We start from the raw sequence: 24,313 nt of genomic DNA, 5'->3' as shown, positions 1-24,313 counted from the left end.
TTCCGCGTTCGTGGTCTTCGGGCCCCTGCGGCCTCGTAATCGAGACTAGTTAACGATTCCGATCTCGCAAACGGGGAGCGGTACCCATGGAACTTGTGCCCATCGCGGCATCCGCGACGAATGGCATCTGCATGGTGGTCATCCGTCCCGCCTGCACGAAGATGCCTCGACCGGCCGGGAACTCCGAACGCTTGACTCTCCCGAACGGCGTCTTGAAGATCGACTCGCCATCGTAGGTGTCTGGTTTGAGGACGATGCCCTGCCGTCCCGCCTTCCATTCGCCGAGCACGCCGATGCCACCGCTGGCGCGGCTGATCTCAGCGTCACCGATCAGCAGATGATCGCTGTTGTTTATCGCCTGAAGCATCGTGCGCATCGGCCGGTCTGCCGGTCCATCCGCGACGTGCGGCATGTCCTCGATGACGACCATGATGCGCCCCTCGTCCGAGTCCGCGGTGATGAGCTCTGTCAGCTCTGTTGCCAGGTCCTTCTCGTCCTCGGGACGAATGGCGCTACGCACCCACGGTCGGAAGTCCTTCAGCTGCGAGCGTCGACTGCCGAAGTGGTACATCCGCACGTTCGGATCGAACCGCTCCATCGCCACCACCAGTGCCTTCAGCGCGTTCGTCCTGCCGGATGACGGCGGTCCTGCGACAACGAAGGAACCGACTGGTTCGAATCCGCGCGGCGCGAGCGTGTCGTCTGCGACGCCGAACACCGGCATCCCATCCACCATCGCCGGCATATCGGCGACCGGAACCATTGTCGGCAGCGCCCCGACCTCGGGAAGGTCGCGCACGCCCCGCTCGCGCAGACTCTCGGACAGAGCAGCCAGCGCCTTCGTCTGCTCGACCACGTTGGTCGTGCCGCCGAGAACGGCGATCTGCGCCTCGTGACCGTCAATGATCGCGCGTCCAGGCGCAGATTGCTCATCGAGGATGTCCCGCGGAGCGTTCAACAGCATGTACTGGCTGGGGTCCCCCAGACGCAGCACCACCCGGCGCGAGATGTTCGACGCGACGGCGCTGGGCACCGCGGTTCCGCGGTCGGCCGTCAGCACGATGTGCACACCGAGCGTGCGTCCCTCGCCGAGGATCCGCATAAACGTACGGTAGAACGGGCCGCGCCCCGGGGCGTACTCCCAGTCCTTCTTGAACTCGGGATAGTTATCGATGAGCAGCAGAATGCGCGGCATGTTCGGGTCGGCGATCTCGCGATATTCCTGAACGGATGCCGCGCTGGCCGATGAGAACGCAGCTGAGCGGCGATCCAATTCCCGATCGAGCGTGCGCAGCAGTCGCTGAATCCGCTCGACATCGGTGCCGTCGACGACCGATCCGACGTGCGGAAGCGCGGCCAGCGCCCCCAGCGCCCCCGCGGCGAAGTCGAGGCAGTACACCTGGACGCGCCCGCGATCCGGCTGCATGCCCGCGGCAGTGGCGATCGTCTTCAACAGCGTGGATTTTCCCGAGCCGGACGTTCCGTAGACCACCATCGATCCGTCTCGGTCTGGCACGAACACCGCTGCCTCTTGCAGCTGTTTCTCCGGCACGTCCATCTGGGCGATCGGGATGCGCGTATCGCCATCGTTGGGAAGATCGTGCAGGTCGACCACCGTCGCGAGATCATCAAGCCAGGGACGACGCGGCCGGATGAGCCCTGCGACCTCGCTCGCGCTGACGAGCGTCGACACGATCCGCTTCTGGTCGTTCGGGCCGAGGTCCTCCTCGTGCGTCTCCGCGTCCGCGGAGCGTTCGGCTTCCCACTCCGCGCTGGATCCGAATCGCAGCTCCGCAACGCGCACGTCGGCCGCCGCGGTCTCGTCCTCACCGGTCCACCCTCCCGCGTACGCGGATTGGAAGGGAACCAGTCGGCCAGGGCCGGTCTTCGCGATCGCACGGCCGGGAATCGATGCCGAGAATGTTGCCGCCACGGGATCGTCGACGACATCTCGGGAGTCGGCCTCATCGGCCATGCGCAGTGCGATGCGCAGGTTCGTGTTCGCCCGCAGGTTGTCTTTGATAACGCCGGCAGGGCGCTGGGTCGCCATGATGAGGTGGATGCCGAGGGAGCGACCGCGCTGCGCGATGTCCACGACGCCATCGACGAAGTCCGGCATCTCTGAGGCGAGCGCGGCGAATTCGTCGATCACCAGCACGAGTGCCGGGGGGCACTCCGGGTCTTGACGTTTTTCGAGTTCGAGCAGATCCTTGGCCTTTTTGCGGTTCAGGAGATGCTCTCGATGCTGCAGCTCAGCGCGGAGGCTCGTCAGCGCACGGCGCACGAGGTGTGGGCTGAGGTCGGTGACGAGTCCCACGCAGTGCGGCAGGTCCACGCAATCGGCGAACGCCGAGCCACCCTTGTAGTCGACGAACAGGAACGTCACCCGGTCGGGGCTGTGGGCCGCGGCCATGCCGAGTACCCAGGCCTGCAGGAACTCGCTCTTTCCCGCGCCGGTGGTGCCGCCGACCAGGGCGTGCGGCCCGTGGGTGCGCAGATCCAGCGCCATCGCGTCGCTGGGGCCCTGCCCGATGATGGCGCGGAGCGTGCCCGTCTTCTTCAGCCTCGGTCGCGACGCCGGCGATCGATCGACGATCGTGTTGTTCTGACGCCACCGTTCGATCACGACCTGGGGGTCTTCGGCGATCGCGGGGTCGACGAGCTGCAGGAACATCACGGAGCTCGGAATGTCAGAGGCGTCATGCACCACGGTGCTGGCATCCACCACCGGAGCCATGCGACGCGCCAGCATATCCATGTAGGCGTTGGAGACACCTTCAACCTGCACGTGCTCGAAGTGGTCGCCGGTACGCACCAGACCCACCTGCGCGTCTTCGAGGCCGGTGGTGACGTCAATGTAGCTGCGGCAGACGGCCGGGAGCGATTCGACCGTCGGCGATACGAACACCGCGTGCACACCGTAGTCGGCACCGCGATCGAGGACATCGGTGAGCCGGCCGCGATCGACGGGTGCGTCATTGCTGACGAAGACGATGACCGATACCGGTGGGGTCTTCTTGTGGTCGGTTGCCGCACGCGCGACATCCGTGCCGTACAGCAGCGGGTTCCAGTCGTCTTTGAAGGGTCCGCGCGGTTCTCCGCTGTCTCCTCCTCCGGCGCTCGCCCGCTGCACATACTCTTCGAGCGTGCTCAGCAGTGCAGCGCCAGTGGGTGCCGAGTCCGCGAGCGCCACGCCACGGAACGGGCTGCGTTCGCTCGAGGTGTGCGGCATCCATTTGAGCCAGTCCAGCTCAGCGGTCCATGTGGAATCGGCGAAGGCGACGGCGACCAGATCGTTCGGCGCATGCAGCCCAAACAGCTGCACAGCGATTCCCCGCATCGCGTCGGCGGCAAGGCCCTGCGGGCCGGCGATGCCGACGGAGCCAGCATCGGCGAGCAGCTCGAACACCGGCACATCGTCGACGAACGAATAGCGCTCCTGCAGGCGTTCGATCCTCTCGATGAACTCGGGCAGGCCCTCGGGAGTCTCGTTTTCAGCGATCGAGTTGCGGGCTGGCAGACGGCAGCTGCCCAGGCGCAGACCGAGGAAGTTCCAGTGCTCGGGACGTCTGGTCCACAGCATCGGTCCCAGGCGCATCGCGTGGTCGAAGACTTCCGCGACCGGCGGGACTTCGGCGTTGCGTGCCTGCTCTTCCTCCGGTTTACCGCGGAAGAAGTCCTCTTCAAGCTGCTCGTATTGCCGCTCGAACAGCAGGAACTCGTGGTTGGAAGCCCGCTTGGACTGCCGCGACTGGTTGATGATATTGCCCAGCGCCATCAGCGGCGTCATACCGATCATGAGCAGCGAACGCGGATTCTCGTTCAGGATGTAGAGCGCGAGGCCCATGAGGATCGGCGTGATCAGGATGGGCCAGGGGAAGAGCTTGCCGAGTTTCTCGGTGGGCAGCCGAGGCGCTTTGAAGAGCGTTCCCGGGTAGCGCACCTCGACGCGCGGGCTGCGGTTGAACATCAGCCCGCTGCCGCGTTCGATGATCGGTTCTTCGTCGGCGGTGCCGTCGAAGGATCGAGCGAGATGCAGCACCAGTGTCGTTGCACCGATGACGAACGGCTCCCCGTCTTCCAACCGAACGCGCGGCACGGCGACGCCGTCGACGAGCACGCCGTTGGCTGAGTTGAGGTCAATGACCTCGATGTGCTGGCCGACCTCGAGTCGGGCATGGCGCTTCGAGACCATCGGGTCCGCGAGCACGACATCCGCCAATGCGTCGCGTCCGACGATCACCTGGCCGGATCCGATCGGGAACTCCTGGCCGGCGAGCGGGCCGGCCGTGGCGCGCAGCACGCCGACGATCTCGCGCTGTCCGGTCGAGACATGGTCGGGTCCGTAGTTGAGGATGGATGCCACGAACCCCGAGCCGATCGGCGCTTCGCCGATCGGAACGTCCGGCTGCAGCGCGACGAACCGATCCCCGGTCGGAGGTGCGACCGCGAGGGTGAGCACATCACCATCAGCGACCGGGGTCGAACGCGTGGGATCAGCTGCGGCGATATGACGGGCGACATCTCCGGTCGTGGCCGTCGAATCTGTCGTGATCACGATGTCGACCGCGTCAGCGCCCTGCCGGTGCAGTGTCAGCTTCAGCCTCATGACTGTTCCTCGGTTCCGTTCAGAACTACGGCGATGCGATCGCCGAATCGGATTGTGTCGCCGGGCACCGTCACCACGGGAGCCCCCGGCGTGAGTGCGTATTCCACACCGTCGCGGATCAACCCGGAGCCGTTCGTGGAGTGGCAATCGATGACCTCCAGCCCGATGTCGATGGGGCGCACAAGCAGGTGAGTCTTCGAGATCGACTTGCTGTCATCGGGCAGCGGGATCGGGTGCGCTCCGGGATGCTCCGCGGCATCCGGATTGCGCCCGAGCAGAATCGCGGCCGAAACCGAGATTCTCTCGCCGGTATCGAGGCGAAGCGCGAAACGCGAAGGGTTCGGCACTGCGGAAGCGGGGGCCGGAGCGGGCGTCGGCTGCCGGGCCGGCTGGGGCTGCGGGGCCGGAGCAGGAGTCGGGGCCGGCTGGGGCTGTGCCTGTGGTGCCGGTTCGGGGGTCGTGTGCGTGCGCGCTATCCCGATCACTCCGGCGCTGGTCCGGGTGCCTGGTCGGTACTCCGGCTGCGCAGCCGGGTCCCGCGGGGTAGCGAGGGAGGGAAGCGCGGAGCGCTCCGGGGCGGGTTCGGCTGTGACGACCTTGCGCGCAACGCGCATCCGTTTGTCGTCGTAGGGGTTGAGGCCGCGCCTGACATCCACGAGCCAGACTCCCGTTGCCCTGTCGTGCAGTCCGCGACCACGGCCGTCCGGGTCGAACGTGGGCGAGGCCAAGAACAGGACGGGTCCCAGCAGGGGCACGATGCCGGATGCTCCGACGATCAGGTAGCGCAGCAGTACGGCGCCGATGCCCGGACGCTCGAGAGTCTTCACGTTGATGCTTCGGATGCCGACGATGGACTTGCCGATCGTGAGCCCTCTGCGTCCGTGCAGAGCCAACTGGACGATACTGAGCGCCAGGGTGATTCCTACCGTCGCTGCTGTCATCACGATGGCGAGCACGAAACTCGGATGGTTGATGAACCCGTAGGGTGAGATTGATCCGGTGGCCAGCTTCAGAAGCAGGGGCACGGCGCCGAGCCACAGCGGCAGCTGTGCGATGGTCCAGAAGCCCACATCGCATACGAAGGCCAGGGCACGGCGTCCGAACGGGGCGCGCAGCAGGCCGAGCGAGGCAGCATAGGCGGGGTCAGGACGTCCTTCGGCGTCGAGCCCCTCAATCTGCTCGGGCTTGTCGTCGATCTCCCAGATCGAGGTGGGGGCTGCCGCCTCGCGTTCACCGGGCGTCGTCATTCAACGCACCCCCGCACCGGTTCCGATGCGCGCCCGTCGCTGCGACGAAGCAGTACGTCGATGCACACCTGTCCGGTTGCCGATCCCTCGAACGTCACCGACGTCTCATCCGTGGCCGCGGGTTTGCTGGCACCGGCGAGATCGACCGTGCTCCAGAGGTACGAGTCGCCGTCTTCGGCGGCCGGGTTGGTCCAGGAGAATGTGATCGCCGTGCCGTCTCGGGTACCGGAGAGATCGTCCACGTCGGGGACGGCCGCCGAGATCGGGTCTTGCGGGACGACCTCATCCTGGGTGGCGATCGGCTCGGGCTTCTCGCCGCCGGAGAGCATCGTGACGCCGACGACCGTCGCGCCCACAAGCACGACAGCAGTTGCGGCGAGCGCGACCCACGCCCCCGCGCCCAGTCGCCGCCGAGCAGGTGGCGCTGTGGCGGGTTCGGTGACCGGGGCGACCGGTGCGTCGGCATCGGGCGAGAGCGTGCGCGGTGGGCGCATGATCGTCGGGTCGTCATCGACGGGCGCAGCCGCCGGGGCGGCAGCGGGAGCCGTCGGGCGCAACACCGTCTCCTCGATCGGAGCGTAATCGGTGGTCTGCGGTGCCGGGTCGAACCGGGGAGAGGGGACGACAGTGCGGGCAGGCTCGGGGGTGGTGAGCGGGCGCGTTGTGGCCGAGGGCCGCGTCGCGCCAGCATCCGGCTCGATGTTGACGATGTCACGCACGCGAGTCAGGCCATCGGCCTCGTCTTCGAGATCTTCGGCGACCGGGTGATCATCGATGATGTCGATCGGAGTCACCGAATGGCTCAGTTCGATCTGCACCTTCTGCAGTGCTCGCGCGAATGCGACGGCGCTGGGGTAGCGCGCATCGGAGTTCTTCGACATGGCTCGCTCGATCGCCTGCTGCAGGCTCGCCGGCGAGTCCGGTCGCGCCAGCGACGGCAGCGGTGCCCGTTCGATGCGCTCGATCAGATCGGCACCGGAGTTGCGCTCTCCTGGCCGCTCGAACGGCGAGCGCCCGGCGAGCAGGGTGTACAGCGTCGCACCCAGCGCGAACACGTCCGAGCGCGGGCCACTCACCGGCGGGTCTGCAAAGAACTCCGGGGGTGACCACGGAATCGACATCCCGGTCGACTCCGATACTGCGCCGGTGGTCGAAGCGATACCGAAGTCCGTCAGCGCCGGACGGTTGTATGCGGTGACGAGGATGTTCGCCGGTTTGATGTCGCGGTGCAGCACTCCCGCGCGGTGCGCGGTCTCAACGGCACCGGCGACCTGGATGCCGACGCGCAGTGCCTCGGCGACCGAGAACGGTTCCTTGCGGGCACGGACCTGCAGATTCGGGCGCGGGCAGTACTCCATCACGAGATAGGGGCGGCCGTCGCCGGCAACCCCGGCCTGATAGATCGTCACGATTGCCGGATGCGTCGACAGCATCGCCATCACGTTCGCCTCGTCGGCGAACTCCTGCGCGGCGCCGCTGGAGAGCCGATCGGCCAGCAGGACCTTCACCGCGACGCGGCGCTTGGGCATCTGCTGCTCGTAGAGGAAGACGTCCGCGAAGCCACCGGTGCCGAGCGGTTCCACATAGGTGAAGCCGGGAAGCTCCGGCGGCGGCGAGGGGGGTCTGCTCACGGAAGGTCCTCGAACGTGACCGTCACGCCATCGCCGAGATCGACCACATCGCCGGAGAGCACAAGGGTCTGCTCACCCGGGTGCAGGCGCAGCGGATCGACGCCCGGACGCAGCAGTGTCGATCCGTTCGTGGTGTGCAGGTCGACGACCACGACGGTGTCGCCCTCGGGGCGGATCTCGAGATGGCTGCGCGAAATGTCCTGCTGCGGGCTCTCCACGGCGACCAAATGCGGCAGATCAGCACCGGATGCACGCGTGGACCGGGGCTTACGACCGATGATCACCGTGCGATCGAGTGTGACCTGCTGGCCCGTAGACACCCGCACACGTCCCTGCGCGCTCGGCACCACGGGAAGCACCGCAGTGGGGGCATCCGGGTCGACGGCCGGTTCGGTCTGGCGGAGCGCGCGAGCCTGAGCCGACGAGATCGTCGCACCGTCGTGATCACCGGCGCCAGGGGCCGGGAGTGCGGGCGGAGCAGGAGGGGCCGGCGGGGCGGGCGCTGGCCGCGAGGCGACCGTCTGCCCGAACAGCTGCTCGAACTCATCGATGTCTGACGTGTGGGCCTGCTCGGTAGGCTCGGTCGGCACCAGGGTCGCGCCGTCAACGGCGTCATCGATGGGCTGCGGCGCTGTCTCGGGTGCCGGCTCCGCCGGGGCAGGCGCCTCCTCGACGGCAGGCTCCTCCTCGACGACGGGCTCCTCGACGGGTTCCTCGGCCGGCTCAGCAGCGGGCTCCTCGACCGGCTCCTCCGCGATAGGCTCCGCGACGACTGCTTCCTCAATCGAAGCGACGGCGGGCGCAGCATCCGGAATCTCGACATCAGCCGGCTCGATCTCGGCGCTGGCACGCGCCGCGCGCACGATGCCGCCGATAATCGGAAGGTCGACGCCGGATTCGCTGCCGTTGACGCTCACGGAGATCCGGGCCGCGTTCTCGACAAAGCGTTCGCTCCAGGTGGTGACGTTCGCTCCCGTGAAGCTCTCGGCACCTTGTGGTCCGGTGACCTCCACGGTCACGTCGCCGCGTACCGCGATTCTGGCATCCGGACCTTCCAGCACGACGGCGGCGAACGGTTGCATCGCGGCGAACGACCCTGCCGCATCATCGGTGAGCGTGTCGATCACCGCGGCGAGATCGATCGAGTCCTGCTGCCGTTCCCAGATGCGCGTGACAAGTTCCGTCGAGGCATCCGGAGACAGCGCGATGAGAGAGCCCGGCGCAACCAGCACGTACCACTGGCCTGCTTGGTAGTTCGTCTGCATCAGTCGATCCCTCCTGCGAAGGCCTCGCGAGGCCGAGTGTTCTCATCGATATTGTCGTCGCGCATCTGAACGCCAGGGCGGGATGCGACGGAGACGGCGTCCACGACCACGACGGTGATGTTGTCGCGGCCGCCAGCGCTGACCGCCTCGGCGACAAGTGCCGCGGCAGCGGTCTGCGGGTCGGATTCCACCGTGAGGATCTCACGAATTCGGGTATCAGGCACCTCTGAGGACAGACCGTCAGAGCAGACCAGCATCCGATCCCCCGCCTCAGCCGGGAACAACCAGAAGTCTGCCTCTCCCGCACTTCCGGCGCCGATAGCCCGGGTGATGATGTTTCGGCGAGTATCGCTGGCCGCCTGCTCCGAGTCGAGCTCTCCCGACTCGATGAGCTCCTGAACGACGGAGTGATCAACGCTGATCTGCTCCAGCTCACCGTCTGCCAGACGGTAGGTTCGGGAGTCTCCGATGTTGAGAGTCAGCCAGTACCCCATTCCGTCAACATCGGCGAGAACCACTCCGCTGAGAGTGGTGCCGGCTCGTCCCATCGCTGAGTCCGACAGCGCCTCTACGGCGTCTCGTGACCGGCTGAGGGCTTCGAGCACATCGTCGAGGACAAGGCTCGAACGCCCGATGTATCGCGAGAACTCAGCGACGACCGCAGCACTGGCCCGCTCCCCCGCTTCGTGTCCGCCCATGCCATCGGCCACGACGAAGATCGGTGCGCTGGCCAGGAGCGCATCCTCGTTCAGCGAGCGACGCAGTCCGGCGTGGGTCCAGGCTCCGGCTGTGACGATCATCGGGGCGCTCATGCGTAGCCGCCGACGGTGACGATGCGATCACCGATCTCGATCGCATCGCCCAGCCGGATCGGGGTCTGCTCGCCCGGCGTGCACGTGATCCGGTGGCCGTCGCGCACGACGACGGTGCCGTTCGTGGAGTGCCGATCCATTATCCATCCGCCGGAGGGTTCGGCCGCCGCCTCGAAATGGGTCTTCGACAGCGAGAGGGTCTCGTCGCGCACCGGCACGACCACAGCGCCGTCCTCCGGCGAGGGGTTGCGTCCGAACAGTGTGCGGCGTGAGACGGTCACGCGGGTTCCGTCATCCCAGGTGAACACGAGACGGTGACCCGGGATGCTGATGCGCGTGTCCTCGATGTCGCCGAGGTCGTCGGCGGGCGCTGGGTGCGCGGGTGCCGGCGAGACCGGTTGCGCGGGTGTCGGCGGGGTCGCCGCCGGTGGGCCGTCCTGCGTGATGCCGGGGACGAACGCGATCAGTGTCTCCTCACCGGTGGCGGGTGACGCCGGCTGTACGAGCGGTGCTGGCGCTGCTGGCGTTGCTGTCTGCGGCGCAACTACCGGTGCCGGTGCAGGTGCCGCCGGCTGCGGCGCAACCACCGGTGCCGGGATGGGACTGGCGAGTCCGGGCGTACCCCGCAGGCCGGGCATAAAAGGAGCGACAGGCGCAGCGGGCGCTGCGGGTGCTGCATTCGGCAGGGGCGGACGCGGCGGGATCGGCATCGCCTCCGTCGGCGGGGCGGGGGTCGCAGCGGTCACGGTGCGGGCATCCATCATCAGCGACTTGGCGACCTTGTCATGCCAGCCCTGGAACCGGCCCGAGCTGTCGAACAGCGGCGTGAAATAGCCGACGATGATCGCTGCGGCGAGGCCGAAGATGATGTTGCGCAGCAGCGTCCGGCCGAAGCCGAGTCGTGAGCCGTCGGTTTCCTGGACCAGGCGCAAACCCTGCGCACGCATCCCGATAGAGCCTGTGCCGCTCTGCATGAACGTGTAAACGATGAACCATCCCAGCAGCACCAGGCTGATCAGCGGCCCGCCGATCGCGAGCACGCCGAGGATCGCCTCGGGGCTGCCTGCCGTGAACATGGCAATGGAGAGGATGATGCTGAGAACGATGCCGATGCCGCCGGCGATCACTGCATCGATGATGTATGCCACGGCACGTCGCGACGTTGGAGCGACGGTGCCAAACGTCAGTTGTGTCATGGTTTCTCACTCTCGGGTGCTACAGGTTCATTGTTCTTGATGGTGCCAGGTTCACGCCGTCTGCGCTCGGATGCCGCGTCCTTCAGGCCCTGGACGCCACGCGAAAGCGACGAACCACCCAGCAGTGAGCGCAGGCTCAATCGCGCCTTCATCCGCTTCCAGAAACCGGCCTCGCGGCCCACACCGACGACAATCTCGTCGACTTCCTTCCAGAAGGATTCAACGTCCTCAGCGCTCGGTTCGCGTGGGCCGAAGACTTCAGCATCCGCCCGCTCAGCCAGGACCGTCACGGTCGGCACCGCGAGTGCGCCAGCCACGAGAGCCGCCTCCTCGCCTCGTGTCGCTCCGGAGTTGAGCCGTGCCCCGTAGTCGACCGCGCGATCGGTGAGCTCGTCCCAGCCGCCGGAAATGCGATCCGCACTGCGCTCGGCGGTTCGTCGGCTGCGCCGCCTCGAAGCCTTCCACGCACCGATGATGATGAAGGGCGAAGCAAGCAGCGCGATGACTCCGAGCGAGATCCCGCCGATAGCGAGGATCAGACCGATGATTCCGGCGACGTCCGTCTTCTCTTCTTCGGATTCGCGATCATCCGGCAGCGTCGGCGGCAGATCGACCGGCTCCTGCGGCGGAGGCGGCGGCTGCAGCACCTGAGGTTTCGGGTCGGCGCGCGGCTTGGTGTTCTGCGCGTTCGGAATCTGGTCCTCGGGCGGTGTGGGATCGAAGGCGAGCCAACCGGCGGCCGCGAAGTTGATCTCCACCCAGGCATGCACGTCATTGCCGCTGGCCGAGAACGCTCCGGTTCCGGAATCTTCCTTCTCGGGGTAGAAGCCGAGGACCACCCGGGCCGGGATTCCGAGCTCGCGGGCGAGCAGCGCCATCGTCACCGCATACTGCTCGTCATCGCCGATCATCTGATCGCCGCCGACCAGGCTCGAAATACGCTCCGCGGTGTGTCCGGATCGGGAGAGCACATCGCCCTCGAGCCCGTGGCTGAAGAAGCCCTCCTCGGAGAGGAACGTCTCCAGCGCCCGGACCTTCTCGATCGGTGTTTCCGCTGCGGCGACGGCTTCGCCGGCGAGGTTTGTGAGCTCCTCTGGAACGTTGCTCTGTATCGGCAGTGCGACCTTCCCGAACTTGTCATCGGCGAGCTGCGCGTCAGATCGCTCAGCGGGCATGATCGTGTGCACGGTGTAGGTGTCGCCCGCGGTCAGCGGGGACGTCGTCACAGCTGTTCCCGTCGACTGGTTGTAATAGGTGCTGCGGCGAAGAGCATCGGCGCGCTCACCGGTGAAGTCGATCTCAGTGACGGATCCGGCATCGGGAACCCACACGTCGCTGTAATTGTCGATCTCGATCTGCAGCGTCACCGGAATGCCCTCGGCATCGGGCGACATATTTGAACGCAGCTGCGTGAATGCGCTCGAGGAGTGCGGACCACCATCGGTGACGTTGTAGACCATGCCGTCGTACTGGTCCATGGTCGCGATGCGGATGCGAGCGTCTTTGGGCAGGCCCTGCACAGTGAACAGCGTCTTGTTGGCGTCATCGCGCACGTGCTTACGAAAACTCTGCAGCGGGCTGGGATAGTCGCGCACGTTGAACGGCGGGATGATCACGTCGCGGAAGACGTGGCGGACCTCGGTGGGAGCGGCGACCGCGTTCACGGCGACACCAGCGCCGCTCGCGACGGCGAGCACCGCGGCTCCGGCGATGAGGCGTCGTCGGCGCATCTGACCGGCACGCGCCGGGTCGACCTGGCCGACCGAAACGGCGTCATTGTGCGGCGCCCACAGCTGCCGGACGGCAAGCCAGGCAATTGCCAGCACCGCCAGCAGCAGGCCCTGCGCGACGGGGAACGCCGGCTCAGGTGTGCCCAGCGCGATCGTGAGCACGAGCATGGCTGCCACGGGGAGCAGCGCCCACGCGACGCTCGTCAGGCGCAGCGCGAAGGATGCCGTGCACACGGCGACGACCAGGCACAACAGGAACGGGACGATGAGGTGGCCGTCGGCGGCGCCGACGGGGGCGACCGTGGTCAGCATGTGCTTCCACGAGGTCACCGTTCCCACGGCCAATTTCTGCAGCGTTTCGAGCGTGGGCACGAACCCCAACATCGTCGTATGCGGCAGCGCGAGCGCACCCCCGAACACGAAATACGCCCCGACGACCAGTCCTGCGATGACGAGGATGCTCCACTGGCGCCAGGCGGCCACGGCCGCGATTCCGAGACCGAGCAGTGTGCCGCCGATCGCGGCGCCCAGATAGCTGGGTCCACCGAAGGTCGGCCAGAAACCGACGAAGGCGACGGCGACGAGAAGCGCGCTCGCGCCGAGGTCCAGGACCCAACGACGGAGGATGATGTCTGAGGCCGGCGCGATCATGCCAGCACCTTCTGCAGGGCGAGGGGAACCTGTGCCAGGTCACCGACGGTGACGACATCCGCTTCCCCGATTCGACGCAACGACGGCGACGGGGCGCTGGTATCTGCGACCACGGCGATCACACGCGCGCCGAACGGTACGCGTGCGCAGGCAAGACGAAGTTCATCTGTGGAGACCTTGGTTCCGCAGACCAGGACGACGACACTGGCCAGCGGCATCGTCGCCGCGATGATGCCGCCGAGTTCGGCGATGCCGCCCTCACGCGGTTTGCTGGACTCGAGCGCGGAGAGCGAGTCGAGCAGCTGCTTGCCCGTCCCGGCGGAGAGAGCGCGCCCTTGCACGCGCACATCCACCCGCTGCGAGTCGCGGATCGCGCGCAGTCCGATGGACCCGGCCGCCGAGATCGCTAACTCGAAATCGTCATCACTCATATAGTCGCCGGTCGACCGGGAGAGCCCGATCACGAAGTGCGAGCGGCGGGTCTCTTCGAACTGGCGCACCATCATGACGCCGGTGCGCGCGGTGGAACGCCAGTGCACATGGCGCAGGTCATCACCCGGCTGGTACTCGTTGAGCGCGTGGAAGGACACATCGTCTCGGGAGAGGTCGGCTGCCGGCAGACCTTCGAGGTCGCGCAGGTACCCGAGCGACTGCCCGCCGAAAAGGACCGTGCGCGGATGCACGAAGAGGTCGACCGGCTCGTCGCGCGGGTGCGCGCGCTCGAACAGTCCGAGGGGGTCACCACGCACGATGCTGACCGGCCCGACCTGAACCACGGCACGCTTCTGCGTGGGAATGGCAAAGAGCTCTTCTGATTCCTCGCCGGGGGCAAGTCGCTGAATGCCGAACTCACCGCGTCCGGCGCCCACCGGCAGCACGACGCGCGACGGGAGGATGGCGCGGTCGCCGTGGTTGGCGAGGGTGAGCGCGCCGACGGCACGCTCACCGACGACGACCCGAGTGCGGGCGAGGTCGAGCGCGATGTCGTATTCGGTGCGCCCGATCAGGAAGAGCGCGCAGATGGCGACAGTGAGCGCGATGATGAGGGCCGCGATGACGAGCTCCGACCAGCCGAGCAGCTGACCCGCGGTCCACAGGACGATGGCCGCGGCAATCAGCACCCAGGCCAGCGGACGGAACACGGCGGTGATCTTGCGGAGACGCTCCAGTGCGCGCATGCCGAGGACGACCACGACGTCACGCCAACCGGCGTCGTGATCTGTCTGGGCAGGCGAAGCCTGAATCGTCTCCGAGGTCATCAGGCCACCGTTCGTGCCTGCGGGGCCGCCACACTGTCAAGCACCCGTGCGATGACGATGTCGGGCGTGGTGCCAGCGAATTCGGCTTCGGCGTCCAGCAGCAGGCGGTGCTGCCACGTCGGGCGCGCGAGCAGCTTGATGTCGTCGGGCAGCACGTAGTGGCGGCCCTGCGCTGCAGCCCAGACCTTCGCGAGACGGATCATGGCGATCGCTCCGCGCACGGAGACGCCCAGGCGGATCGCGGCGTCCTGACGTGTGGCCTCGGCAAGTTCGGCCACGTAGCGCAGCACGGCCGGCTCGACGTGCACGGTGGATCCGAGGTCTGCCATGTCGGCGACCGCGTTCGTGGTGATGATGGCGGTGAGCTTCGCCGAGGGGTTGCGATCGGATGCTCCGGCCAGAATGCTCTCGGTGACCGCGAGGTCGGGGTATCCGATGGACGTCTTGATCAGGAAGCGGTCGAGCTGCGCCTCGGGAAGCTTGTAGGTTCCGGCCTGCTCGATCGGGTTCTGCGTCGCGATGACGAGGAACGGCCGCCCGGCCTCGTGGGTCGTGCCGTCGACGGTCACCCGCGATTCCTCCATGACCTCCAGCAACGCCGACTGCGTTTTCGGTGAGGCACGGTTGATCTCATCGGCCAGGACGATGGATGCGAAGATCGGGCCCTTGTGGAACTCGAACCGGTGCGCTTGCTGGTCGTAGATAGTCACACCGGTGACATCGGAGGGCAGCAGATCGGGAGTGAACTGGATGCGACTGCTCGTGCCCTGCACAGTCGCCGCCAGTGCCTTCGCGAGGCTGGTCTTACCCGTTCCCGGCGCGTCCTCAAGCAGCACGTGGCCCTCGGCGAGCATGGCCGCGGCGACCAGCGAGACGATCTCTTTCTTACCCTGCACCGCCTTGTCGATGTTCTCGACGAGGCGTTGGAAGGTGCCCTGGAACCAGGAGGCCTGTTCGGGGGTCATTGTCATGGGTGTTCCATTCTCGAATTCTTCGCGTGATCAGCGCCAGGTAAAAGGCTCTGAGTAGCGGTCAAGCTCCTGGATGTAAACGCGGATTGTGTTGCCGGGGTTGCCGTAGAAGCAGCTCAACTGGACGGTTCCGTTCGCCGGAACATTCTTCGTCATTCCGCCGAAACGAGGCCTTCCACCGTCATCGCAATACAGCGCATAGTTGCCGGAGCTACGGAAGTTCTTGGTGGTGAGCGTGACGTAGGCGCACGAATAGGTCGAGCACTCGGCTCGGTTGACAGGGTCGCCCTTGCCGGCTGTGAGCACCTCAGCCGGGGGCGGTGGTGGCGGCGGCTTGGGGGCAGTGTTGGCTACTGCCGAGGCGATCGGTGCGACATTGCCCAGCGAATCAGTCACGCGGACCGTAATGTCGTGGGTCTGGTCATAGTCGTTACCCGCATCGCGGGTTCCGGTCTTACCGACATTGAGCTGCCACGCGCCGCCGTTGATGCTGATATCGACCTGGATCGGCCGGCCGTTCCCGGAGCCGTTGGCATTCCACGACAGCGTCACCTTCTGCGCGTGGCCGACAGCGTCGGCGGTGGGCGCGAATGGTGTGCCGTACGGGACCGCCGATGCGGAACCGGATGCCGCTCCCGCGTATGTGCTTCCGCCCACGGTCGCAACCCCACGCACCTGCACCGCGTAGGTGGTGCCGTTGGTCAGGCCGCCGATGCGCGTGCCATCCCAGTTGCGCTGCCACGCCCCGCTGTTCAGGCGGTACTCATAGACGATCTCGTCGGCGCGGGCGCCGTTGCGAGGACCGGGAGTGAATGCGACGTCAATGAACTTGTCGCCGGGAGCCGCGGTGACAGCGGTCGGTGCGCCCGGGGCGATGACGCCGCGGCGTTCGACCGAGGGGTCGCTCCACTCGCCCCAGCCGGCCTTGTTCTGTGCGCGGATCCGGTAGGTGTACCCGGACTCGGAGGTGTCCACGGTGGCTGCGAAACTGGTCGTCCCTGCGGCCACATCGTGGGTTCTCACAACGGTCGATCCGCGGCGGATTTCCAACTGGTATCCGTCGATGCCATCACCGTTGTTAGCGGGCGCGACCCAGTTGATCTGCATCTGTGCCTGGTCGCCCACCGAGGTGAGCTCGGCCGTGGTCGGCTGTGCTGGTTTCATCGGAGGCCCGGCGGGGATCACCGATGCCGACCAGCCGCTCCAACTCGACGGCTCGGGCGCCTGGTTGTGCGCTCGCACCTTCACCTCATAGTCAGCGCCGTTCTCCAGCCCCTCCCAGACGACGGAGTTGCCGGTGACGACCTTCTGCACGATTCCGGACGGCGGTGCGGGCGAAATCTCCAGCGTGAAACTGTCCACCGGCGACCCCGGTGTCGTCGGCGTCTTCCACGCCACCTTCAGCGAGCGGTCGCCGAAGACCAGCGTCGGCGGGTTCGGAGTGTCCGGGCGCGCATCAGGTCGCGCGATCTCGGAGCTCTGCGAGGGCTCCGACTCTCCGACCCGGTTCGTCGCGGTGACCTCGAAGGCGTATTCGACGTTGTTGGTGAGCCCCGAAAGCGTGCACGTCGTGGACGTGCACTCCTTCGTGTACGGGCTGCCCGTGACCGATTTCACCGTGTAGTGATCGATCTCTGCGCCGTTGTTCGACGGGGCGGAGTACGACAGCACCACGGTGCGATCCTGCACGCTCGTTACGACCGGGATCCCCGGGGCATCCGGAACGCCCTGGACCGTCAGCACGATCTGGCCATCGGCCTCGCGGTCGGGATCTTTGGTCGCATCCTGGATGCGATAACTCACAACCATGGTTCCGACGAAGTTGGCATCCGGGGTGACCTCGACGCGGTCGTCCTTGATAGCGATTGCACCCTCGCCCGATTCCCGCTCGATCCGCACCACCTTCAGCGGCGTCTCCGGGAAGGGGTTGAAGTCGTTCTCGAGCACGGGAACAGAGATCATCTCGCCCTGATCCGCTCGCGTGAACGTGTCCGTGTTCGCTGCAGGCATAGGCCTGGTCGACGCCGAAACCGTCACCGAGACGGAGCCCTCGATCGGGTCGGTCTCGCCGTCTGTGATGCGCAGCGGCAGGGTCAGCGCGGTTCCCTTATCGGCGTCGGTCGATGCCTCGACCGACAGAACGCTGCCTTCGATGCTCGCCGATACGCCGTCGCCCGGGTTGCGCACAAGTGTGTAGTCGTGGGTGTCGTCTTCATCCGGGTCCGTCGTGAGCGCGGCGAGATCGACAGTTACCGCTTCTTCTCCCGGCGCCACGGTGACGGTGGCCCCGGTGAATGTGGGCGGTTCGTTCGCCGGCGGCAGCACGGTGACGGGAATCGACAGTGTTGCCTTGCGACCGTTCGGGTCGTCCACGCTCGTGCCGTCTGTGACCTCGAACATCAGAACGTCCTGGCCAAAGTACCGCTCGGCTGACGTGTAGACGAGAGTGTGCGCGTCCTGCACCAGATCGGCGCCGTTGGAGTGGATCGCGCTCACTTTGGCGTGCTCAGTGATCATCACTCTGCCGCCGCCGGCGACGGTGACGTAGTCCGCGAGCGGTACGATCTTCGTCTCGCCGCTGACAACCTCGATCGGCTCCACAGCAGGGTTCAGGTCGGGTCGCAGGTCCTTCGACGCGGGAACAAAGATGAATGCCGATGTCTGCAGGTCGTCACGATCGGTGATCGTGTAGCGGATGAGCTGGAGGGTCTCGCCGACCGTGACGCGCACCTTGCCGTCGTCGAGCAGCGTGGCTCCCGCGCCGACGGCGAGTTCCAGTTCTTCGACCGTGCCGTCCGGATCCTCATCGTTGGCGAGGACGTCGAGATCGGCGGTCAGCTGATCCTCCTCGAGGTCTGTGAGCTGCACCCGATCATCTGCTGCGATCGGCGGCAGCAACGGCACGTCCTCATTGACCGTGATGCTCAGTACCGCAGAGGCCGTGGCACCGCGGGAGTCCTGGATCGTGTATTGCAACGACGTCTCCAGGGGACGATCCGGCACCTGGACCAGCACACGGTCCCCCGACACCCGCGCCGATAAGCCCTCGATGTCGGGCAGCTGCAGCCCGTCTTCGACCAGCGCGACCTGGTCACCTTCCGGATCGGAGTCGTTCTCCGTGACCGGTACCGCCACTTCGCGTCCGGGTCGCACGACGACAGCGTCCTTCACCGCGAAGGGTGCCTGGTTCATCTGCTCGGGCGGGGCGATACCGACACGGATCGTAGCGACGCCTTCCTTGCCGAGGCGGTCACGCACGCGGTAAGTGAAGGTATCGGCTCCGGTGGACGTGTCGAGTGCCTCATAGGTGATGTAGTCCGCTGCGACATCGACAATGCGCCCCTTGGTGGGGTTGGTCGCCGGACCCATGAGCTCGACCGAGTCGCCGTCCTCGTCGATGCCGTGCAACGGAATCGGGATGTGCACCGTACTGCCGCTGAGAGTTCGCGCCACGACATCGCGGGGGCGCGGGGCGGCGTTGGTCTCGACATCCACCGGGAGGATCTGGATGGTGATGTATCCGGCTGCTTTGTTCTGATGGGAGTCGACCACTTCATAGGTCGCATAGACGGTCTTCGGCTCATCGCCGGCGCGGAACCGGACGGTGTCCTGCGACACGAACGCTTCGCCGTCCTCCGGGTCGATGAGCGGATCGATGAGGTCCGGGGAGACGTGCATGGCGTCGTCGCTGGGGTGCGTGTCGTTGTCGAGAACCGGGATGGTGACGACGTCACCGGCGCGCACCTGCACGCTGTCGTCGTTCGCGACCGGCGCGAGGATCTCCTCTGGCGCGGGGATCGGGATGACGATGACTTCACCCTCGGCCGTTTTCGAGCCGTTCGATATGCGGTAGGTGACGCGGACCTGATCCTGCAGCGTGCCCTGGTCGGTGATCCGCAGCATTTCGTGGTTCAGCACCGACACCGAGATGCCGCTGCTCGGCTCCACGGAGACCGACTGCACGACGAGGATGCCGCCGGCCGGGTCGGAGTCGTTGTTGAGCACGCCGATGAGCGCATCGCCGCCGGTCGGCAGCAGTGCGACATCTCGCACCGCGACCGGGGGCAGGTCGGTCTCTTCGGCATCAACCACGTCGATGCGGACGAGACCCTTGCCACCCTTCGCGCCGGCGGTGACGAGATACTGCACGTAATAGACACCGGTTTTATCTGCCGAGAACGTGAAGGTCTTGTTGTCGAAGTCGGGAAGGATCGTCGTGCCGGGCACCTCCAACACGCGTGCGAGCCGAAGCGGTTCGCGGCTGGTGCTGGTGTCGTTGGCGAGGGGCGCGACGGTGACCTGCTCACCGATTCGCGTCACCACGTGATCGGCGTTCGTCTTCGGATCCGTCGATCCGGGAGGCCGCACATCGAGGATGATCGTGCTGGTGGCGGTTTTCTGCTGACCGTCGGCGACGATCACCTGGATCTCTTTACGACCCTGTGGACTCGCGACAGCGCGATAGGTGATCTGGCCGTCCGTGGTGAAGTCGACCTCATCGCCCTCGGCAGGAACGACATCCTTCAGATAGATGTCGTCGCCGTCAGGATCGATCCAGTCCGGAAGGATGTTGTACGACAGCGTGCCGCCGCTCTCCACTGCGAGCGTGGTCTGCCGTTTCGGTTTCGGCGCGCCGTTCTTGGTCGAATCATGAACGCTCAGGGTGACGGTCGCGGTGTCTTTTCCGCCGCGGCCGTCATCGACTTCGTAGGCGAAGGAGGCTGAGCCCGACGCGTTCTCGTCGACCGCGATCTGCAGCGCACCGCCGTTCTGGATCTGCTGCACGGTGCCGATAGAGGGCTGGTCCTGGATGAGGGATGCCACCAGGACGTCGCCGTCCGAGTCGTTGTCGTTGTCGAGCACCGGCAGCAGCGCGGTACCGCCAGGACGCACGCCGTAGGAGTCGTCTTCGGCGACCGGAACGGTGTTGATCTCGGTGCGCTCGGGCAGCGTCGTCTCGACGGTCTCCTCAGTGGATTCCTCATCCTCTTCGGTATCGCCCTCCGGAGGCGTGAGGTCACTCCAGTTGTCGATGCGCTGGAGGCTCTCGTCTGCGAGCCAGGCTGCGCCGCCGATGGCGTCGTTGAGCACGATGACGTCGCGGTTCACGCGGAAGGTGAGACTGGCGGACTCGGTGCCCTCCGGGATATCGGCGAGCACGTCGCTGCCGTCACCGGGGCACTCGCGGATGAACTTCCCCGATGCCGCCCACGCGCCGTAGACGCAGCCGCGCAGTGAAACCGGGACTGCCGGAGCGCCCTGCGCTCCGGTGCTGGTCCGCTGCAGTTCACTGCCATCCAGGGGAACACTCAACAGTTCCGACGTTGTCGCGATGGCCACAGCATCCGTCTGTGCCGATGCCATCTGCAGCACGGCGCCGTCTGCGCGCTCGATCTCGGTGCGGAACCCGCCGGGAGTCATCACGGCGCCCTCAGCGGCATCCAGTACCACCGGTGTGCTGCCCACCGCGGTGATGCTCGGCGTGACGGATGTGCCGATCTCGCCGACGGATTCAACGGTCGGTTCCAGCGGCGCGCCCTCGTTGTCGACGGGCACGGTGACGACCTCGCCGCGTTTGCCGGACAGCCCGAACACGGTGCCGTCCTGGGCGACTGCGACGTCGGCGTTCGGGCCGAGTTCGACGAGCGGTTCGCTGCCGCGGATCTCCAGCCCGGCGATGCCGGCAACCGGCACGACCCACAGATCGCCGGACTTCTGATCAAGAATCGCAGCGGTGTCGTGGCCGAGTGCGACCTTTGCATCCGCGGGCAGGGTCGTGCTGTCGCCGAGTGAAACTCGGGCCGGGTCGACCGAGGTGAGCGCGGAGTCGCCTGAGTCGACGACGAGTACGGTCTCCTCGTCCTGCAGGATGTCGAACTGCTCACCGCTGTTGCGCAGGCCGCCGTCGAGGACCGTCGACTCGTGGTTGAAATGGCCGACGAGCAGGCTGGAGGTTTTGGTGATCCAGACGCCGCCGTCGTTCAGGTCGACTTTGGTGGTGGGATTGCCGTCATAGACGAAGGCGAGTGTGCCGATGGCGACGACCGCGGCCGTGACTGCTGACACGGAGGCAGCTGTCTTCGGTTTCGCGCGCAACCATGACAGCGCCTTCATAGTCAGTATTCCCCCCGGTGTACTTGATAGGTCGTTCGGCCACAGCGGGCCCCGACACACCGGTACATCCTAACTGCCGTTTCTCCGGGCACAGGCGGGGAGAACTGCCCATCGTCACTGAGCGCGCCAGCACCCTTCGACGTGATCATCGACCATTCCGGACGACTGCATGAGGGCGTACATCGTGGTCGCGCCGACGAATCGGAAACCGCGCTTGCGGAGCGTCTTGCTCATCTCGCTCGACTCAGCAGTGATCGCCGGGACGTCGGTGAATGAGCGCGGGCGGATGCCCACGGCCGGGGCGAACGACCACATCAGGTCATCGAGTTCGCCCGGTTCCATGTCGGTCACCAGCCGCGCGTTGCCGATCGTCGCGAGAATCTTGGCGCGGTTGCGGATGATTCCAGCATCCGTCATCAAGCGTTCCACATCGTCGTCGTCGTAGGCGGCGACGACGTTCGGCTCGAACCCGTGGAACACCTCGCGAAACCGCGGGCGTTTCCGCAGGATGGTGATCCAGCTCAGGCCCGCCTGGAACCCCTCCAGCGCCATCTTCTCGAACAGGGCGCGGTCGCCGTGCAGGGCGACGCCCCATTCCTCATCGTGGTACCGCGCATATTCGGCATCCACCCCGATCCACGCGCAGCGCGCACGGCCGTCAGTTCCGGTGAGAAGAGAGGTCATGAGACCAGGGTATGGCGGGCCTCCGACGCCGTCAGCCCTTCGCCTTCTTCTTCATCGCCTTCTCCGAGATCGGGGCTGTGCCGGATGCTTCGAGATCGGCGTAGTACGCCCGCGCCTCGTCCTGGCGCTGCTGCTCGATACCGCTCGCGATCGGTGCGCGCACGTGCTCGGGCTCGTAGCCGAATGCCCCGACCAGGTCGAGCGCGTGCGGACGAAGCCGCAGGCACAGCCGGTCGATGTAGCTCGACACGGCGGCCGCGCGCTGCGTCGACAGCCGGCCGTTGATGATGTGCCAGGCGAGGTGCTTCTCGATCAGTTGCAGACCGAACAGGTCACGCAACCACGTCAGCACCTGTTGGGTGTCCTCGTCGGGGATGCTGTTCACGGCATCCGTGAAGGCCTCCCACTGCAGCAGTTCGCCGTGCGCACGCGCGGCTTCGATGAGGTCTGCCTGATTCTCGTTGAAGAGCTTCTCGCCGAGGACCCGGTCCTTGCCCGCCGGGCGCAGGCGTCCGGCGATGTCCGCGACCATCTGCTGCACGCGGTCGGCGAGCAGTTCGTGTTGCTGGTCAGCGCGCAGCCCGTTCTCCACCGAACGCGCGGTCGATCCGAAATCGGCGATGTTCTGGCCGAAGCGGCGAAGCCCCGCGCCGTGGAACACCTTGCCCGCGGTGTGCCCGACCGCATACTTCGCGAGGGCGGCAGCATCCTTGTCCTTGAACTGCGCGGCGAAATCGGTGAGTAGCCGCTTGCCAGCCAGCTGCAACAGGATGTTGTTGTCGCCTTCGAACGTGACGTAGATGTCCAGGTCCTGCCGGAGGCCGACGAGACGGTTCTCGAACATGTACCCGGCACCGCCACAGGCTTCGCGGGCCTCCTGCAGGGTGTCCAGCGCATGCCAGGTCGACAGCGGCTTGAGCGCTGCGGCCAGCGTTTCGAGGTCTTCGCGGTCATCCGGGGTGTCGGTGCGGCCCGAGAAGACGCCGTCGAACTTCTGCAGGAACTCGTCGTGCGCGAAGATCTGCGCGTAGGTGGTAGCCAAGCGGGGCAGCAGGCGGCGCTGGTGCTTGCCGTAGTCGAGCAGCAGGACCTCCTGCCCGTCGGCGCCATCGAACTGGCGGCGCTGGGTCGCATACGTGATGGCGATGTGCAGGGCGAGGGCGGATGCCCACGACGCCGCGCCATCGAGCGAAACGCGGCCCTGCACCAGGGTGCCGAGCATCGTGAAGAAGCGGCGGCCGGGACTGTCGATCGGGCTCGTGTAGGTGCCGTCGACGGCGACGTCGCCGTACTTGTTGAGCAGGTTCGTACGCGGGATACGAACGTTGTCGAACGAGAGCCGGCCGTTGTCGATGCCGTTCAGCCCGCCCTTGAGCCCGTCGTCCTCACGGGTGATTCCGGGAAGATCGTTCCCGTCGCCGCCGCGCAGCGGCACGTAGAAGCAGTGCACGCCGTGGCTGACACCGTTCGTGATCAGTTGCGCGAAGACGGTGGCCGCGATGCCGTGCAGGGCGGCGTTGCCGAGGAACTCCTTCGTCGCTGCGCGGAACGGAGTGTTGATGACGAACTCTTCGGTCTCGGGATCGTAGGTGGCGGTCGTGCTGGCGGATGCCACGTCCGATCCGTGCCCGATCTCGGTCATCGCGAACGCGCCGGGGATGGACAGATCCATCACTCCGGGCAGCCACTTCCGGTGGTGTTCGTCCGTACCGAGCTGGTGGATCGCTGAGCCGAACAGCCCCCATTGCACGCCGGCCTTGATCTGCAGGCTCGGGTCGGCGGCGACGAGCTCTTCGAAGCCGGAGATGTTCGCGCCGTTGTTCTCTTCGCCGCCGAAAGCCTTCGGAAAAGCGCGGTGCACGGACTTGTTCTCGACGAGCAGGTGCAGCTGGCTGAGCACGCGCTCGCGGTGTTCGTCCTTGCCGAGATCATCGATGCGCCAGAAGGCCGGGTCCTTGATCATCTCGCGGGCGGTGCGGCGAGTGTCGGCCCAGGTGCCCAGCAGTAGATCATTAACGCGCGCGATATCAATGCGCGGAGTGTCGTCTGCGGCATCGGTGTTCTTCGAAGTGCGGACAGCGGCGTCGACCATGGTTTTCCCCTCAGAGAGAAGTAAGGATGCTTCAACCGTAGGAGTCCTCCAA

12 protein-coding genes are annotated in these 24,313 nt (G+C 66.3%); all 12 read right to left on the bottom strand.

The annotated features are described in order from the left end of the window. Nucleotides 1-49: 49 nt before the first annotated feature. The 12 genes from ACSU1L_RS10050 to ACSU1L_RS09995 all read right to left on the bottom strand — a co-directional run bounded on the left by ACSU1L_RS10050 (nt 50) and on the right by ACSU1L_RS09995 (nt 24,261). Complete coding sequence (locus ACSU1L_RS10050) at nt 50-4,609, bottom strand: FtsK/SpoIIIE domain-containing protein (RefSeq protein ID WP_439255671.1); 4,560 nt, start codon at nt 4,607-4,609, stop codon at nt 50-52. Further along, the gene (locus ACSU1L_RS10045; RefSeq protein WP_439255670.1) at nt 4,606-5,856 is read right to left on the bottom strand and encodes an RDD family protein; all 1,251 of its coding nucleotides are present in this window, start codon (nt 5,854-5,856) and stop codon (nt 4,606-4,608) included. The genes ACSU1L_RS10050 and ACSU1L_RS10045 overlap by 4 nt, the downstream gene beginning before the upstream one ends. After that, nucleotides 5,853-7,487, bottom strand: coding sequence for a protein kinase domain-containing protein (locus ACSU1L_RS10040; protein WP_439255669.1), 1,635 nt, complete (start codon nt 7,485-7,487; stop codon nt 5,853-5,855). Before ACSU1L_RS10040 ends, ACSU1L_RS10045 begins: the two co-directional genes overlap by 4 nt. Next, on the bottom strand, nt 7,484-8,752 hold the full coding sequence (locus ACSU1L_RS10035) for an FHA domain-containing protein (protein ID WP_439255668.1): 1,269 nt from the start codon (nt 8,750-8,752) through the stop codon (nt 7,484-7,486). Before ACSU1L_RS10035 ends, ACSU1L_RS10040 begins: the two co-directional genes overlap by 4 nt. Further along, nucleotides 8,752-9,564, bottom strand: coding sequence for a PP2C family protein-serine/threonine phosphatase (locus ACSU1L_RS10030; RefSeq protein WP_439255667.1), 813 nt, complete (start codon nt 9,562-9,564; stop codon nt 8,752-8,754). The genes ACSU1L_RS10035 and ACSU1L_RS10030 overlap by 1 nt, the downstream gene beginning before the upstream one ends. Further along, on the bottom strand, nt 9,561-10,760 hold the full coding sequence (locus ACSU1L_RS10025; protein ID WP_439255666.1) for an RDD family protein: 1,200 nt from the start codon (nt 10,758-10,760) through the stop codon (nt 9,561-9,563). Before ACSU1L_RS10025 ends, ACSU1L_RS10030 begins: the two co-directional genes overlap by 4 nt. Further along, complete coding sequence (locus tag ACSU1L_RS10020; protein ID WP_439255665.1) at nt 10,757-13,141, bottom strand: transglutaminaseTgpA domain-containing protein; 2,385 nt, start codon at nt 13,139-13,141, stop codon at nt 10,757-10,759. The genes ACSU1L_RS10025 and ACSU1L_RS10020 overlap by 4 nt, the downstream gene beginning before the upstream one ends. After that, entirely contained in the window at nt 13,138-14,400 is a 1,263-nt protein-coding gene (locus ACSU1L_RS10015; protein WP_438252923.1) for a DUF58 domain-containing protein, read from the bottom strand. The genes ACSU1L_RS10020 and ACSU1L_RS10015 overlap by 4 nt, the downstream gene beginning before the upstream one ends. Next, nucleotides 14,400-15,371 (bottom strand): AAA family ATPase, encoded by a 972-nt coding sequence (locus ACSU1L_RS10010; RefSeq protein WP_439255664.1) that lies wholly within the window; start codon nt 15,369-15,371, stop codon nt 14,400-14,402. Before ACSU1L_RS10010 ends, ACSU1L_RS10015 begins: the two co-directional genes overlap by 1 nt. Before the next feature lie 30 nt (nt 15,372-15,401). Continuing rightward, nucleotides 15,402-21,437, bottom strand: a complete 6,036-nt coding sequence (locus tag ACSU1L_RS10005; RefSeq protein WP_439255663.1) for an Ig-like domain-containing protein — start codon at nt 21,435-21,437, stop codon at nt 15,402-15,404. Between the two features lie 162 nt (nt 21,438-21,599). Next, nucleotides 21,600-22,169, bottom strand: a complete 570-nt coding sequence (locus tag ACSU1L_RS10000) for a DNA-3-methyladenine glycosylase I (RefSeq protein WP_439255662.1) — start codon at nt 22,167-22,169, stop codon at nt 21,600-21,602. A 31-nt stretch (nt 22,170-22,200) separates the two neighbouring features. Next, on the bottom strand, nt 22,201-24,261 hold the full coding sequence (locus ACSU1L_RS09995; protein WP_439255661.1) for an acyl-CoA dehydrogenase family protein: 2,061 nt from the start codon (nt 24,259-24,261) through the stop codon (nt 22,201-22,203). Nucleotides 24,262-24,313 lie beyond the last annotated feature (52 nt).

This window comes from Microbacterium sp. A94 (assembly GCF_051842855.1).
Taxonomy (GTDB): domain Bacteria; phylum Actinomycetota; class Actinomycetes; order Actinomycetales; family Microbacteriaceae; genus Microbacterium.
This window is presented reverse-complemented; position numbering and strand designations above follow the sequence as displayed.